The sequence below is a fragment of the Streptomyces sp. NRRL B-1140 genome (assembly GCF_001280065.1).
In the GTDB taxonomy this organism is placed as follows: Bacteria; Actinomycetota; Actinomycetes; order Streptomycetales; family Streptomycetaceae; genus Streptomyces.
In genome coordinates this window covers 86,292-99,950 of record NZ_LGEA01000096.1, presented here as the reverse complement: position 1 = coordinate 99,950, position 13,659 = coordinate 86,292, and the positions used below count along the sequence as shown (strand labels likewise).

General features: G+C 71.4%; 12 protein-coding genes. 3 read left to right on the top strand and 9 right to left on the bottom strand.

Annotated features, from left to right (window positions below):
- Window positions 1-35 precede the first annotated feature (35 nt).
- Both ADK65_RS17720 and ADK65_RS17715 read left to right on the top strand, forming a co-directional pair.
- Window positions 36-926, top strand: coding sequence for a LysR family transcriptional regulator (locus tag ADK65_RS17720; RefSeq protein WP_053671140.1), 891 nt, complete (start codon window positions 36-38; stop codon window positions 924-926).
- Between the two features lie 233 nt (window positions 927-1,159).
- Window positions 1,160-1,828: a hypothetical protein gene (locus tag ADK65_RS17715; protein WP_053671139.1), complete on the top strand. Its 669-nt coding sequence runs from the start codon at window positions 1,160-1,162 to the stop codon at window positions 1,826-1,828.
- Between the two features lie 25 nt (window positions 1,829-1,853).
- Here the strand turns inward: ADK65_RS17715 and ADK65_RS17710 are convergent, their stop codons facing one another.
- From ADK65_RS17710 to ADK65_RS17670, 9 genes are all read right to left on the bottom strand, one after another.
- Complete coding sequence (locus tag ADK65_RS17710) at window positions 1,854-3,374, bottom strand: NCS1 family nucleobase:cation symporter-1 (protein ID WP_053671138.1); 1,521 nt, start codon at window positions 3,372-3,374, stop codon at window positions 1,854-1,856.
- A gap of 138 nt (window positions 3,375-3,512) precedes the next feature.
- On the bottom strand, window positions 3,513-4,535 hold the full coding sequence (locus ADK65_RS17705; RefSeq protein WP_053671137.1) for a TIGR03842 family LLM class F420-dependent oxidoreductase: 1,023 nt from the start codon (window positions 4,533-4,535) through the stop codon (window positions 3,513-3,515).
- A gap of 11 nt (window positions 4,536-4,546) precedes the next feature.
- Window positions 4,547-5,950 (bottom strand): dihydropyrimidinase, encoded by a 1,404-nt coding sequence (gene hydA / locus ADK65_RS17700; RefSeq protein WP_053671136.1) that lies wholly within the window; start codon window positions 5,948-5,950, stop codon window positions 4,547-4,549.
- A 94-nt stretch (window positions 5,951-6,044) separates the two neighbouring features.
- Complete coding sequence (locus ADK65_RS17695) at window positions 6,045-6,887, bottom strand: nitrilase-related carbon-nitrogen hydrolase (RefSeq protein WP_053671135.1); 843 nt, start codon at window positions 6,885-6,887, stop codon at window positions 6,045-6,047.
- A 155-nt stretch (window positions 6,888-7,042) separates the two neighbouring features.
- Window positions 7,043-8,641, bottom strand: a complete 1,599-nt coding sequence (locus ADK65_RS17690; protein WP_053671134.1) for a PucR family transcriptional regulator — start codon at window positions 8,639-8,641, stop codon at window positions 7,043-7,045.
- Window positions 8,642-8,667: 26 nt separating this feature from the next.
- On the bottom strand, window positions 8,668-9,954 hold the full coding sequence (locus ADK65_RS17685) for an aspartate aminotransferase family protein (protein WP_053671133.1): 1,287 nt from the start codon (window positions 9,952-9,954) through the stop codon (window positions 8,668-8,670).
- Window positions 9,951-10,793 (bottom strand): nitrilase-related carbon-nitrogen hydrolase, encoded by an 843-nt coding sequence (locus ADK65_RS17680; protein WP_053671132.1) that lies wholly within the window; start codon window positions 10,791-10,793, stop codon window positions 9,951-9,953. Before ADK65_RS17680 ends, ADK65_RS17685 begins: the two co-directional genes overlap by 4 nt.
- A 170-nt stretch (window positions 10,794-10,963) precedes the next feature.
- Complete coding sequence (locus ADK65_RS17675) at window positions 10,964-12,469, bottom strand: hypothetical protein (RefSeq protein ID WP_053671131.1); 1,506 nt, start codon at window positions 12,467-12,469, stop codon at window positions 10,964-10,966.
- Window positions 12,470-12,567: 98 nt separating this feature from the next.
- Window positions 12,568-12,819: a helix-turn-helix domain-containing protein gene (locus ADK65_RS17670; protein ID WP_053671130.1), complete on the bottom strand. Its 252-nt coding sequence runs from the start codon at window positions 12,817-12,819 to the stop codon at window positions 12,568-12,570.
- A 32-nt stretch (window positions 12,820-12,851) separates the two neighbouring features.
- Between ADK65_RS17670 and map the strand changes: the two genes are divergently transcribed.
- Window positions 12,852-13,619 carry a type I methionyl aminopeptidase gene (gene map, locus ADK65_RS17665; RefSeq protein WP_053671129.1) on the top strand — a complete coding sequence of 256 codons (768 nt, stop codon included), beginning with the start codon at window positions 12,852-12,854 and terminating at the stop codon, window positions 13,617-13,619.
- Window positions 13,620-13,659 lie beyond the last annotated feature (40 nt).

Here is a 13,659-nt window from a genome sequence, read left to right as displayed (position 1 = left end):
GTCGTCGGCGACCCATGACGGGGCAGAATGGCACCATGGATCTCCAGGTGCTGCGTTCCTTCCGGTCCGTCGCGGAGGGGACGACGGTGACCGACGCCGCGACGGACGCCGGCATCACCCAGCCCGCGCTGTCCCGCGCCCTGGCCCGGCTGGAGGACGAGGTCGGTGCCGAGCTCCTGCAGCGCGTCGGGCGCGTGCTGCGCCTCACCCCGGCGGGCCGGGTGTTCAAGGAGTACGTCGACGGGGTGCTCGACACCTACGACCGGGGCCGGCGAGCGGTGGCCGAGATGGTCCACCCCGACTCGGGCGTGGTCTCACTGGCCTTCCTGCACACCCTGGGCACCTGGCTGGTCCCCCGGCTCGTCACCGACTTCCGGCGGACCTTCCCGCAGGCGCAGTTCGAGCTGCACCAGGACGGCGAAATGGGTCTCATGCGGCACCTCCTGGACACGACGGCGGATCTGGTCATCACCAGCAGCGACCCCGGCCACCCCCTCATCACGTGGCGCCGCCTGCTGGTGGAGCCGCTGCGGCTGGCCGTTCCGTCCCGGCACCGGCTGGCCAAGCGCCGCCGGATCCGCCTGGCCGAGGTGGCCGAGGAACGGTTCATCCTGCTCAAACCGGGCTACGGGCTGCGCGACATCACCGCGGGACTGTGCCGCGAGGCCGGTTTCGCGCCGGTCATCGCCTTCGAGGGCGAAGAGGTGGAGACCCTGCGCGGTCTGGTCGCCGCGGGCCTCGGGGTGTCCCTGATCCCGTCGTCGCCGGACGTCACGGCGGCGCCGGAGTCGCCGATCCGCTATCTGGAGATCACCGACGTACGAGGTGCCCGGGACATCGGCATCGCCTGGCTGAGCTCCCGCGCCGTGCCGCCGATCACCCGGCGCTTCCTCGACCACGCGCTGCGGGCGTCGACCGGGGAGTGAATGCCGGGGAGTGAATGTCCCTTCCTGTCGCCGGAAGTTGGGGCATGTCCGGCCTTGTCCCGGGCGGCATCGCCAGGCCGGGCCGGGCGCAGCGCGACCGCGCCGACACGTACGGTGTTCCGCAGAACGCGTGGGGAGGCCGCACTTCCGCCGCACGGGCACGCATGTGAAACTGTCGTCCCGTCCGCCGTGCGGACCCGTTCCGCACCGTCCGTCCACACCTGAAGGGCGCCGTGCGTTCCCTACCTCTGCCTCTGGCCCTGACCGCCCGTCTGTCCCCCGTGGTGGTGCTCGCCGCGGTGGGCTGGGCGCTGTCGTCCGGTCAGCCCGCCGCGCCGCAGGCCGCCGAGCACAAGCCGGCCGAAGAGAAGACCGAGACCCGCTCGGAGTCGGCGCCGTCGACGTCGACGGTGTCGAAGGCGTACTCGGCAGCGCCCGCCCCGTGCGAGAGCATCGCCAAGAAGACCATCGAGGATCTGGTGCCGGGCGCCAAGACGGCCGGCAAGGAGATCCCCTCCACGGACGCGGAGCTGCGCCGCACCTGCTCCTGGAACGCGCTCAAGGGCTACGACTACCGCTGGCTCGACGTGTCCTACGAGATCATGGAGTCGGACGAGGCCGCGCGGAGGTCGTACCTGGCGCACACCGAGAAGCAGAGCGGTGGCGGAGCGGTCCCCGGCCTGGGGGACGGCGCGTACTCGGTCGTGAATCTGACGACGGAGGACAAGCAGGAGACCCGCGAGGGCGTGGTGTTCGCCCGCGCCTCCAACGCGCTGGTGACGATCACCTACAACGGCAGTGACTTCGAGTCGAAGAAGGCGCCGAGCACGGACACGATCAACAAAGGCGCCATCAAGGCCGCGAAGGAAGCGGTGGCCGCGCTGGAGAGCGACAAGGACTGAGCGCTCTCCAGCACGCCGGGCTCCCTCAGCGGGTGCTGCGGCCCCGGGTGGCCATCAGCGCCAGATACAGGATCATCGAGGTGCACAGGCCCACGGCCCAGCCGTAGTCGGCCAGATCGGCCAGCGCGGGGACGGGACGGCCGTCGATCAGCGGCTTGAAGCTCGCGCCGCCGACCGCGAGGACACCGCCGACCACGAAGGCGACGACGGCCCGCCAGTTCCAGCCGCCCGCGTACCAGTAGCGGCCGCCTGGCCGGTACAGGTCGGCGAGGTCGAGCCGGGAGCGGCGCAGGATCCAGTAGTCGGCGATGAGGATGCCGGCGACGGTGCCGAGCAGGCCGCCGACCAGCCCGAGCCAGGTGAAGATGTAGCCCTGCGGGTCGGAGTACAGCTTCCACGGGAAGATCAGCACACCGAGGACGCAGGTGGCGAGGGCACCGGCCCGGAAACTGATGCGCCGGGGCGCGATGTTGGAGAAGTCGAACGCCGGCGAGACCAGGTTGGCCGCGACGTTGACGGAGAGCGTCGCCACCAGCACCGTGACCAGGGCGAAGAGCAGGCCCACCGTGTTGTCGGTCTTGGCGGCGAGCTGTACGGGGTCCCAGATGGCCTCGCCGTAGACGGCCTGGGAGCCGGAGGTGACCATGACCGACAGGAAGGCGAACAGGGTCATGGTGGTCGGCAGGCCGAGGGCCTGGCCCCGGGTCTGTGCCTTCTGGCTCCTGCCGTAGCGGGTGAAGTCGGGGATGTTCAGCGACAGCGTGGACCAGAAACCGATCATGCCCATCAGGGCGGGGGCGAACAGTTTCCAGAAGTCGGCGCCCCAGCCGAGCTTGGAGGGCTGGTCGAACAGCGGGCCGAGGCCGCCCGCCTTGTCGCTCATCCACCACAGCATCACGAACGCGCCGACGAGCACGAAGGGCGCGGCCCAGTTCTCGAAGCGGCGGATCGTCTCCATGCCCCGGTAGATGATGACGACCTGGAGCGCCCAGAAGATCGCGAACGACAGCCACATGGTCCAGGCGTAGCCGCCGACCTTCGCCGCGTCCGTCCAGCCGCTGCCGATGAGTTTGCCGGCGAGGAAAAAGATGGCCTCGCCGCCGATCCAGGTCTGGATCCCGAACCAGCCGCACGCCACCAACGCCCGTACGACGGCGGGCAGGTTGGCGCCGCGGATGCCGAAGGAGGCCCGGGCGAAGACCGGGAAGGGTATGCCGTACTTGGGCCCGGCGTGCCCGGTGAGCAGCATCGGTATCAGCACGATCACGTTGGCCAGGGCGATGGTGAGCACCGCCTGCTTCCAGTCCATGCCGACGGCTATGAGACCGGAGGCGAGGGTCCAGGAGGCCGTGTTGTGGGCCATGCCGACCCACAGGGCGGAGAAGTTGTACGTCGTCCAGGTGCGCTTCTCCACCGGGACCGGCAGCAGGTCCTCGTTGGCGTAGGGGCCGGTCGGTGCGGGGGCGCCCGGGGCGATCTCCACCCGGCCGTCGGCGAGGGTGACTTGGGTGGTCGGCGGTGGGGCCGTGGGAGCGGTATCGGTCATGGGCCGGGCCAATCAGGGGAGGTGGGACGGGAAAGGCCGTGCGGTGAGCCGATGGGGGGTGCGCTCGTGGAGCGTCCTGGGCCCCCTTCCCGAGCCGCTGGGAAGGGGGAGTTCACAGGGGGTGTGCGGCGGCGGAGGTCAGCCGTTGACGGCCGGGATCACCTGGGATCCGTAGGCCTCGATCACGGCCTCCTGCGCGTCGTGCATGTCGTAGACGGCGAACTGGTCCACGCCGAGCGCCCGCAGCGCCTCCAGCTTCTCGATGTGCTTCTCGACCGGGCCGATGAGGCAGAACCGGTCGACGATCTCGTCGGGCACGAACCGGGTGTCCGGGTTGTCGGCGCGGCCGTGGTGGGAGTAGTCGTAGCCCTCGCGGGCCTTGATGTAGTCGGTGAGTTCGTCGGGGACGGCGGCGGAGTGCTCGCCGTACTTGGAGACGAGGTCGGCGACGTGGTTGCCGACCATGCCGCCGAACCAGCGGCACTGCTCGCGTGCGTGGGCGAGCGCCTCGGGCGAGTCGTCCTCGGTGACGTAGGCCGGAGCGGCCACGCAGACGGTCACCTCGGCGGGGTCCCGGCCGGCCGCGACGGCCGCGTCCTTCACGGCCTTGACCATGTACTCGGTGAGATAGAGGTCGGCCAGCTGGAGGATGAACCCGTCCGCTTCCTCGCCGGTCATCTTCAGGGCCTTGGGGCCGTACGCCGCCATCCACACGGGCAGTTCGGCGCCCTCCTTGATCCAGGGGAACCGGACGACGGTGCCGCCGCCGAGGTCGGCCTCCCGTCCGCCGGCGAGGTCCCGGATGACCTTCATGGCCTCGCTGATGCGGGCCAGGGTGTTGGGTTTGCGGCCGGCCACCCGCATAGCGGAGTCGCCGCGGCCGATACCGCAGACCGTGCGGTTGCCGAACATGTCGTTGAGGGTGGCGAAGGTGGAGGCGGTGACCTCCCAGGTGCGGGTGCCCGGGTTGGTCACCATCGGCCCGACCTTCAGGGTCGTGGTGTTGGCCAGGATCTGGCTGTAGATCACGAACGGTTCCTGCCACAGCACGGCGGAGTCGAAGGTCCAGCCGTACGTGAAGCCGTTCCGTTCCGCGCGTTTCATCAGGCTGATCACCCGCGAGGCGGGCGGGTCGGTCTGCAGGACGAGTCCGAAGTCCATCTGCGCCACTCCTAGTTGAGGTACTGACAGGTGGAACGCGGGGTGAACACGCCGTGCCCGGCGCGCCCGGTGTACTCCCGCTCGGTGATGACGGGTTCACCGCGCGAGAGCACCGTCTCGACCCGGCCGGTGGTGCGTTTGCCCTCGTAGGCCGAGTAGTCGACGTTCATGTGGTGCGTCTCGGCGGACATGACCTGCTCGGCGTGCGGGTCGTAGATGACGACGTCGGCGTCGGCGCCCGGCGCGATGGTGCCCTTCTTCGGGTAGAGGCCGAACATCCGGGCCGGGGTCGCGCAGGCGATCTCGATCCAGCGGCGGCGCGAGATGTGGCCGTCGAGGACCGCCTGGTGGAGCAGGTCCATACGGTTCTCCACGCCCGGCAGGCCGTTGGGGATCTTGGAGAAGTCGCCGCGGCCCAGGTCCTTCTGACCGGTGAAGCAGAAGGGGCAGTGGTCGGTGGAGACGACCTGGAGGTCGTTCGTGCGCAGGCCGCGCCACAGTGCGGCCTGGTGCTCCTTCGGCCTGAGCGGGGTGCTGCACACGTACTTGGCGCCCTCGAAGTCGGGCTCGGCGAGGTTGTCGGTGGACAGGAACAGGTACTGCGGGCAGGTCTCGCCGAAGACGTTCAGTCCCTCGTCGCGGGCCCGGGCCAGCTCGGCGACCGCCTCCGTGGCGGAGACGTGCACGACGTAGAGGGGTGCGCCGGCCACCTGCGCGAGCTTGATGGCGCGGTGGGTGGCCTCGGCTTCGAGGAGGGCCTTGCGGACCTCTCCGTGGTAGCGGGGGTCGGTCTCCCCGCGGGCCAGCGCCTGCTCCACCAGCACGTCGATCGCGATGCCGTTCTCGGCGTGCATCATGATCAGGCCGCCGTTCTCGGCGGAGCGCTGCATGGCGCGCAGGATCTGGCCGTCGTCGCTGTAGAAGACGCCCGGGTAGGCCATGAACTGCTTGAAGGAGGTGACGCCCTCCTCCACCAGGTGGTCCATCTCCTTGAGGGTGTGCTCGTTGACGTCGGAGACGATCATGTGGAAGCCGTAGTCGACCGCGCAGTTGCCGTCGGCCTTGGCGTGCCAGGTGTCGAGCCCCTCGCGCAGGCTGTGGCCGACGCTCTGCACGGCGAAGTCGATGATCGTCGTCGTGCCGCCCCAGGCGGCGGCGCGGGTGCCGGTCTCGAAGGTGTCGGAGGCGAAGGTGCCGCCGAAGGGCAGCTCCATGTGGGTGTGGGCGTCGACGCCGCCGGGGATGACGTACTTCCCGGTGGCGTCGATGGTGCGCTCGGCTGTGAAGGATTCGGCGGCGGGTGTCCCCGTGGCTGCGAGGGCGGCGATTCGGCCGTCCTCGATCAGGACGTCGGCGTGGATCTCGTCGGATGCGGTGATGACGAGGCCGCCGCGGATGACTGTACGGCTGCTCATGTCGTGGTCGCTCCTCGCAGTGGGTCGGTGCGGGCTGTATGTGGCTGGTCGCGCAGTTCCCCGCGCCCCTGGGGGCACGTCCCCCACGGACGTATCAAGGTGCCGTCAGCGGCCCGTAAGCGCCGGGCGCCCGGTCCCTGTAGAACTGCCAGCGGTCGCGGACCTCGCGGAGTTTGGCCATGTCCAGGTCCCTCACCACCAGTTCGGGCTCCTTGTCGCTCGCCACCTCGCCGACGAACCGGGCCTCCGGGTCCACGAAGTACGAGGTGCCGTAGAAGTCGTTGTCGCCGTACTCCTCGACGCCGACACGGTTGATCGCGCCGACGAAGTACTCGTTCGCCACGGCCGCCGCCGGCTGCTCCAGCTGCCAGAGGTAGCCGGACAGGCCGCGGGAGGTGGCCGAGGGGTTGAAGACGATCTCGGCACCCGCGAGGCCGAGGGCGCGCCAGCCCTCCGGGAAGTGGCGGTCGTAGCAGATGTAGACGCCGATACGGCCGGCCTTGGTGTCGAAAATGGGCCAGCCGGAGTTGCCCGGGCGGAAGTAGAACTTCTCCCAGAAGCCCCTGACCTGGGGGATGTGCGTCTTGCGGTACTTGCCGAGGTAGGAGCCGTCCGCGTCGATCACGGCGGCGGTGTTGTACAGGACGCCGGGCTGCTCCTCCTCGTACATCGGCAGCACCAGGACGATGCCGTGTTCCTTCGCGAGGGCCTGGAAGCGCCGGACGATGGGGCCCTCGGGGATCTGCTCGGCGTACTCGTAGAAGGCCGGGTCCTGGACCTGGCAGAAGTACGGTCCGTAGAACAGCTCCTGGAAGCACAGGACCTGAGCGCCCTGGGCGGCCGCGTCGCGGACCGCCTGCTCGTGGACCTGGATCATCGATTCCTTGTCGCCCGTCCAGGCGGTCTGGAAGACGGCGGCACGGATCACTCGGCTCATCGGGACCTCCGGTAGCTCGGTGTGCCGTGAGCCTAGGGAGGGCGAAGGGCGTCTTTGAGTTGCAGCGTGTCACGTCCGAGGGCGTGCGGCGTGCCACCGTGTCACTCTTTCGTGGACCCATGTTTCACCGCCGTTTTCCCAGGTGGTTGCGTGTTTCACTGTTGTTGCGCGTCGTGCGCGAGGAGTGCGATGTGCACCGAGGCGGCCTGCTCGAAGTCGTCGAGGTCCACCCCGAGGCGGACCTGTATGGACTCCAGGCGGCGATAGAGGGCGGGCCGGGAGACGTGGTGGAGCTGGGCGGTGCGGGACTTGTTGCGACCGGTGGCGAGGTAGGTGCGCAGGACCGACAGCAGGTCCTCGTCGCTCTCGCGCAGCAGCCCGTCCAGCTCCCGCTCCGCGAACGACTGCACGTGCGGATCGTCGCGCAGCAGCCGGATCAGGCCTCGCAGGTGGACGTCCTTCAGGCGTACCACCGGGGGGAGGTCGAGGATGGCGGAGGAGTCGGCCACGGCGTCCGACACGTGCCGGGCCTCGCGCAGTCCGGCGGGCACGTCGTCCCAGGCGGCGCGGGGTTCGGCCGCGGCGACGACCGTGTGGTCCGGGCCGGACTCGGTGCGCAGCCGGGTCGCGAAGTGCGTGGTGAGGGCGTTCGCGTCCTGGTCCCGGGGGACGCTCAGCAGCACGGCGGTGGCCCCGTCGGCGAGTTCGGCGACCAGCCCGGGCAGGCCCAGCAGCCGCAGGAGACGTTCGAGCCGGGCGGGATCGCCGTCACGGACGACCAGAGGCACGAAGGTGCGCCGGTTGACGGGCAGCCCGGCCGCCCGGGCCCGGGGCAGAAGTTGCCGTGCCGGTACGACGCCGCTGACCAGGTCGGTCAGCAGGCTCTGCGCGGACTGCTCCTCCCAGGAGCACGCGGCGCCGCCGCCGAGCATGCGGTGCAGGACGAGGGCCTCGGCGGCGCGGTCGGCCAGCAGCCGTCCGGTGGCGGTGTCGCCGCGGTAGCCGCACAGGACGATCCGGCCCCAGCGTTCCCCGCGTCCGCCCAGTTCGGCCCGGATCCAGCCGTCGCCCTCGGTGCCTCCCCCCGTGCCTGAACGGCCTGCGTGGTGCCCCCATGCCTGCCGGGCGATGCGCTCCCAGTCGCGCAGCACGTCGTCGACCGCGGGCCGCTCCCCCGCCGTGCCGAGGACGCGGTGGGCGAGGTTGGTGACGATGACCGGGCAGGCGCTGTGCCGGGCCACCTCGTCGAGCAGGCTTTGCAACGGGGCGCCCGCGGTGATGAGGGCGGTGAGTTCGGTGCGGACGGCCTCGGAGAGGCTGACGGCGGCGAACTTGCGCCGCACCAGGCGGGACTGGACCTCCTCGGTCAGGTCGGCGAAGGGGAAGGGCCGGTGCAGGACGACCATCGGCAGTCCGCACCGCTCGGCGGCCCGGCGCATCACCTCCGGTGCGGTGGGGAAGGCGCGGCCGAGTCCGAGGACGACGGCGGCGGCCTCGGCCCGGTGCAGCGACCGGACGTACTCGGCCTGCTTGTCCTCGTCGCCGACGAGCAGCACCCCCGTGGTGAGGACCATCTCGCCGCCGCTGAGCATCACACCGACGTCGGCCGCCTCGGCGACGTGCACCCAGCGCACGAGCCGGTCGAGATGGCCCGCCCCGGCCACCACCTCGGGCTCCCCGGCGAGTACCCGTTCCAGGGTGAGGACCCGCCGCACCGACAGCGCGGGCTCCAGGGAATCCAGGGTGATGGTCATGGCGGGCCCCTTGCTCAGTGCAACTGCTACGTGATGCTCCGCAGAGCGTTCTCGAGGATCGCGGCGCCCTCCTCGGCCTCCGCGACGTTGAGGGACAGCGGCGGGGCGACGCGCAGCGCGCTGGTGTTGTGCCCGCCGCCCTTGCCGATCAGCAGACCGCCCTCGCGAGCCGCCTCCTGCACGGCCGCCGCGGTCTGCGGATCGGCCTCGTCGGTCCCGGGTTTGGTGATCTCGATGCCGAGCATCAGGCCGCGGCCGCGAACCTCCCGTACGGCCGGGACGTGCGCGGCGACGGCCCGCAGCCGTTCGATGAGCAGTCCCCCGACACGCCGGGCGTTGCCCTGGAGGTCGTGTTCCAGCAGGTAGTTGAGGTTGGCGAGGCCCGCGGCCATGGTGATCTGGGTGCCGCCGAAGGTGGAGATGCTGTTGGAGTCCAGGCAGTTCATGATCTCGGAGCGGGCGACGACCCCGCCGATGGACATGCCGTTGCCGATGCCCTTGGCGAAGGTCATGATGTCGGGCGGTCCGTTGCGGCCGTGGGCCTGCCAGCCCCAGAAGTGCTCGCCGGTGCGGCCCCAGCCGGTCTGCACCTCGTCGGCGATCCACAGGATGCCGCGCTCGTGCAGCACCTCGCGGAACGCCGCGTAGAGACCGTCCGGTGGTGCCGTGAAGCCGCCGACGCCCTGCACGGGCTCGGCGATCAGCGCGGCCGGCGCGCGGGTGTGGCCGAGCAGGTCCTTCAGGTCCTCGACGCAGGCGGCGATGTACGCCTCGTCGCCGAGGGAGGCGAACGGGCCGCGGGTGCGGACGCCGCCGTGGACGTACAGCGTCTGAAGCGGGGAGAGCGAGGTCGGGGACCAGCCGCTGTTGCCGGTGATGCCGACGGCGCTGAAGGAACGGCCGTGGTAGCTGTTGCGCATGGCCAGGATCGTGTTGCTGCGCCGGTACGCGGTGGCCAGCAGCAGGGCGGTGTCGTTGGCCTCCGTACCGGAGGTGGTGAAGAAGACGCGGGCGTCCGGGATGCCGCTCAGCTGGGCGATACGCTCGGCGAGTTCGACCATCGGGCGGTTGAGGTAGAGGGTCGAGGAGTGGATGATCCGCCCGGCCTGCTCGCTCACCGCCTTGGTCACCTCGGGCAGCGCGTGCGCGGTCATGGTGGTGAGGATGCCGCCGAAGAAGTCGAGGTACCGGTTGCCCTGCGCGTCCCAGACATGGCGGCCCTCGCCGTGGGTGATCTCGAGGGGCTCCTCGTAGTAGAGGGCGAGCCAGTCGGGGAGCACGGCCCGGTGGCGGCCCAGGAGGTCGTTGGTCACGGCTGCACCAGCCCTTCGTAGGCGTCGGGGCGGCGGTCGCGGTAGAAGGCCCACGTCTGCCGCACCTCTTCGATGAGGTCGAGGTCGATGTCCCGGACCACGAGCTCCTCCTTGCTGTCGCTGGCGACGTCCCCGACGAACTGCCCGCGCGGGTCCACGAAGTAGCTCGTGCCGTAGAAGTCGTTGTCGCCGTACTCCTCCTGGCCGACGCGGTTGATCGCGGCGATGTAGTACCCGTTGGCGACGGCCGCCGCGGGCTGCTCCAGCCGCCACAGGTGGGAGGAGAGGCTGCGGTGGGTCGCGGAGGGGTTGTAGACGAGCTGGGCTCCGGCGAGGCCGAGCTGCCGCCAGCCCTCCGGGAAGTGGCGGTCGTAGCAGATGTACACGCCGACCCTGCCGACGACCGTGTCGAAGACGGGCCAGCCGAGGTTCCCGGGCTTGAAGTAGAACTTCTCACGGAAGCCCTTGAGCTGCGGGATGTGGTGCTTGCGGTACTTGCCGAGGTAGGTGCCGTCGGCGTCGATCACGGCGGCGGTGTTGTAGTAGAAGCCGGGCTGCTCCGCCTCGAACACCGGCGCGACGATCACCATGCCGGTCTCGCGTGCGAGCGCCCGCATCCGCCGCACGGTCGGCCCGTCCGGGACGGGCTCGGCCCAGCGGTAGTGCTCCGGCTCCTCGACCTGGCAGAAGTAGGGGCTGTTGAAGACTTCCTGGAAACCGATGATCTTCGCGCCCCGGCGGGCCGCCTCGCGGGCGTGCTCCTCGTGTTTCGCCACCATGGACTCGGTGTCGCCGGTCCAGGTGGCCTGGACCAGGGCGGCACGTACGACGTTGGCCATGAGCTGCTCCTTCGACGCGACGTCTGCGCCTCTACGCCCGTAGAAGCGGGCCGTAGAGCCACGAACGTAAGCCTCTGGCACGGGGTTGCCAAGACCATCGTCGCCAACCCGCGGCGCATTGCGCGATTCGCACTCCTGTGGGTGAGTCGCTCGGGGCGCGCCATCACCGGTCAGACGGCGAATCCGGCGACCCGCAGGGCGTGCACGAGGTCCCAGTGGCGCTCGTTCGAGACACCCCGGGCCGCTTCCAGCAGGAGCGGCACGAGGCGCCGGGGTTCGGGTTCGGCGCTGCGCGCGGCCTCCTCGGGGGTGCGGGCCCTGACGTACGCGTCGAGCAGCACGCGCACCTCGCGGTGACGTCCCTCGGCGACCAGACCGAGGATCGCGTGGCCGACCTCGCCCGGCGGCCGTGCGGTCCCCTGGCGCAGCATCTGCCGGCCGTCAGCCGGCCGCCCGGCCTCGACCAGTGCGTCGGCGGCGGCGACCAGCCGTCCGGCGGGCAGTGCGGCGGCCTCCCACAGCAGGGTCTGCCAGTCGGCCTCCAGCCCGGCCTGCCGCAGCCGTTCGGCGAGCAGCGGGAACCTGGCGGGTTCCCACGCGGCGACCTCGGCCAGCAGCGCGTGGGCCTCCCCGCTGCGCCCCTCGCCGCGCAGGCGGGCCAGCACCTCCACGGTCCTGCCGACCTGGGCCCGGTCGTCGGCCCCGCCCGCGTCGGCCTCCCGCGCCGGGCGCCGCACCGCCTCCTCGACGGCCCCGGCGAAGCGCGCGCCGCGCAGGGTTCGGCCGGCGGTCGCGGGGGCGGGCGCGGGCAGGGTGGAGGGCGGCACGGGGACGGGTCCGGCCACCTCGTCCGCCATCCCGGCGAAGCGCGCACCGCCCCGACGCCGCTTGCGCTGCTCGGGGACGGTGGCGGGGCTCGGCGCCCGGGACTCGGGGGCGACCGTGCCGTACGGGGGGTCATGCCGGGTGTCATGCCGAGGGCCGGCTTCCGGGGCGACGGCGCCATGCCTGGTGTCGTGCCGGGTGCCGTTTCGGGCGTCCTGCCGGCCGACGGCACCGGTCACGGCCGAGGGCGTCCCATGGCCGGGCGGATCACCAGCGGGCGACGACGCCGCCCCGCCGTGCGTCGCCTCGGCAGCACCCCACGCCGCCGGGAACACCCCCCGCTCACGCCCGTCCACACAGGCCATCCGCGCCCGGAGTTCCGCGCACCGCGCGCCGGCCCGTTCGTGGTCGTCCCGGGCCCAGGCCAGGTCCAGACGCAGGGCGTCCGCCTGTTCGCGGGTCGTGGCCGCGGCCAGGCGGCGGGCGAGGGCGGCCTGGCGTTCGGCGGCGTACTTCTGTTCGCGGAGCATGACGTCGAGGCGGTCGCCGAGGGCGTCACGGCCGCCGGGCCGGGCGTCGTACGCGGCGAGCGCGGTGGCGTGCAGGGCGCGGGCGCGGTCCGTCTCCGGGCCGGCGCTCCCCGGTCCGTGCTGGGCGGCGAGGTCCTGAAGCAATGCCTCGACCACGTCCCAGGGCGGCATCTCGCGTCCGTCGAGGCACGCCCGCATACCGTCCGGGTCGCGCCGCCAGAACACGGCGCACCAGCCGCCGGACGGATCGAGGCGTGTCTGCAGGCCGTTCAGGTAGGTCACGAACTCCCCGACCTCAGCCGGGAGTTGGTCCGCCGCCATCGCTCAACTCCCGTGAGACCGGAGCACTCCGCCCCGTAGGGAACACGACTCGTGTTACGAGAGCGCTACAGGGAGTTTTCGCGTGCGGCGCAAGAGCCTCAGAAGGGCACCGGCGTGCACTGCCCGGCCAGGTCGTCCATGGACAGTCCGAGGACCCCGGCCAGCGCGGCCACCGTGAAGAAGGCCGGGGTCGGGGCCCGCCCGGTCTCGATCTTCCGCAGGGTCTCCGCGGAGATGCCCGCGCCCGCCGCGATCTCCGTCATGCTCCGGCGGCCGCGCGCCTCACGCAGCAGCCGGCCGAGCCGCTCGCCGCGTTCGCGCTCTTCGGGGGTGAGAGGGGTGCGCACCATGCCCCCATTCTAATACCGGTATAGTAATTGGCATGGTGGAGCTGAAGACAGACCCTTCGATCGACGCGATGTACGAGGCGGGCCAGGTCGTCGCCCGTGCCCTGACGGCCGTGCGGAAGGCCGCCGGTGTGGGCGTCTCCCTGCTGGAGCTGGACGAGGTGGCGCATGACGTCCTGCGCGAGGCGGGCGCGACCTCGCCCTTCCTCGGGTACCGCCCGTCCTTCGCACCGACCCCCTTCCCCGCGGTTCTCTGCGTCTCGGTCAACGACGCGATCGTGCACGGCATCCCGGGCCGTTACCGCCTGCGCGACGGCGACCTGGTCTCCATCGACTTCGGCGCCGAACTGGGCGGCTGGGTCGGCGACTCGGCGCTCTCCTTCGTCGTCGGCACCCCGCGAGCGGCGGACCTCCGCCTGATCGAGACCGCCGAGCGGGCCCTCGCGGCCGGGATCGAGGCGGCCGTCGTGGGCAACCGCATCGGCGACATCGCCCACGCGATCGGCACCGTGTGCCGGGGCGCCGGCTACGGCATCCCCGACGGCTTCGGCGGACACGGCATCGGCCGCCGGATGCACGAGGATCCCGGCGTGCCGAACGAGGGCCGCCCGGGGCGCGGCATGCGGCTGCGGCACGGCATGGTGCTGGCGATCGAGCCCATGGTGATCGCGGGCGGCACGGACGCCTTCCACGCGGCGCCCGACGGCTGGACCCTGAAGACGAACGACGGCTCCCGCGCGGCCCACGCGGAGCACACGGTGGCGATCACGGAATCCGGGCCGCGGATCCTCACCGCCCGCTGAGCGCCTCCCGCATCCCGTTTCCTCCTGGTGTGCCCCGAAG

Excerpts from the sequence above, each read along its gene's own strand:
- ADK65_RS17720 (WP_053671140.1), top strand. The coding sequence starts at position 36 with ATGGATCTCCAGGTGCTGCGTTCCTTCCGGTCCGTCGCGGAGGGGACG.
- ADK65_RS17710 (WP_053671138.1), bottom strand. The coding sequence starts at position 3,374 with ATGACCGATACCGCTCCCACGGCCCCACCGCCGACCACCCAAGTCACC.
- ADK65_RS17705 (WP_053671137.1), bottom strand. The coding sequence starts at position 4,535 with ATGGACTTCGGACTCGTCCTGCAGACCGACCCGCCCGCCTCGCGGGTG.
- hydA (WP_053671136.1), bottom strand. The coding sequence starts at position 5,950 with ATGAGCAGCCGTACAGTCATCCGCGGCGGCCTCGTCATCACCGCATCC.
- ADK65_RS17695 (WP_053671135.1), bottom strand. The coding sequence starts at position 6,887 with ATGAGCCGAGTGATCCGTGCCGCCGTCTTCCAGACCGCCTGGACGGGC.
- ADK65_RS17690 (WP_053671134.1), bottom strand. The coding sequence starts at position 8,641 with ATGACCATCACCCTGGATTCCCTGGAGCCCGCGCTGTCGGTGCGGCGG.
- ADK65_RS17680 (WP_053671132.1), bottom strand. The coding sequence starts at position 10,793 with ATGGCCAACGTCGTACGTGCCGCCCTGGTCCAGGCCACCTGGACCGGC.
- ADK65_RS17675 (WP_053671131.1), bottom strand. The coding sequence starts at position 12,469 with ATGGCGGCGGACCAACTCCCGGCTGAGGTCGGGGAGTTCGTGACCTAC.
- ADK65_RS17670 (WP_053671130.1), bottom strand. The coding sequence starts at position 12,819 with ATGGTGCGCACCCCTCTCACCCCCGAAGAGCGCGAACGCGGCGAGCGG.
- map (WP_053671129.1), top strand. The coding sequence starts at position 12,852 with ATGGTGGAGCTGAAGACAGACCCTTCGATCGACGCGATGTACGAGGCG.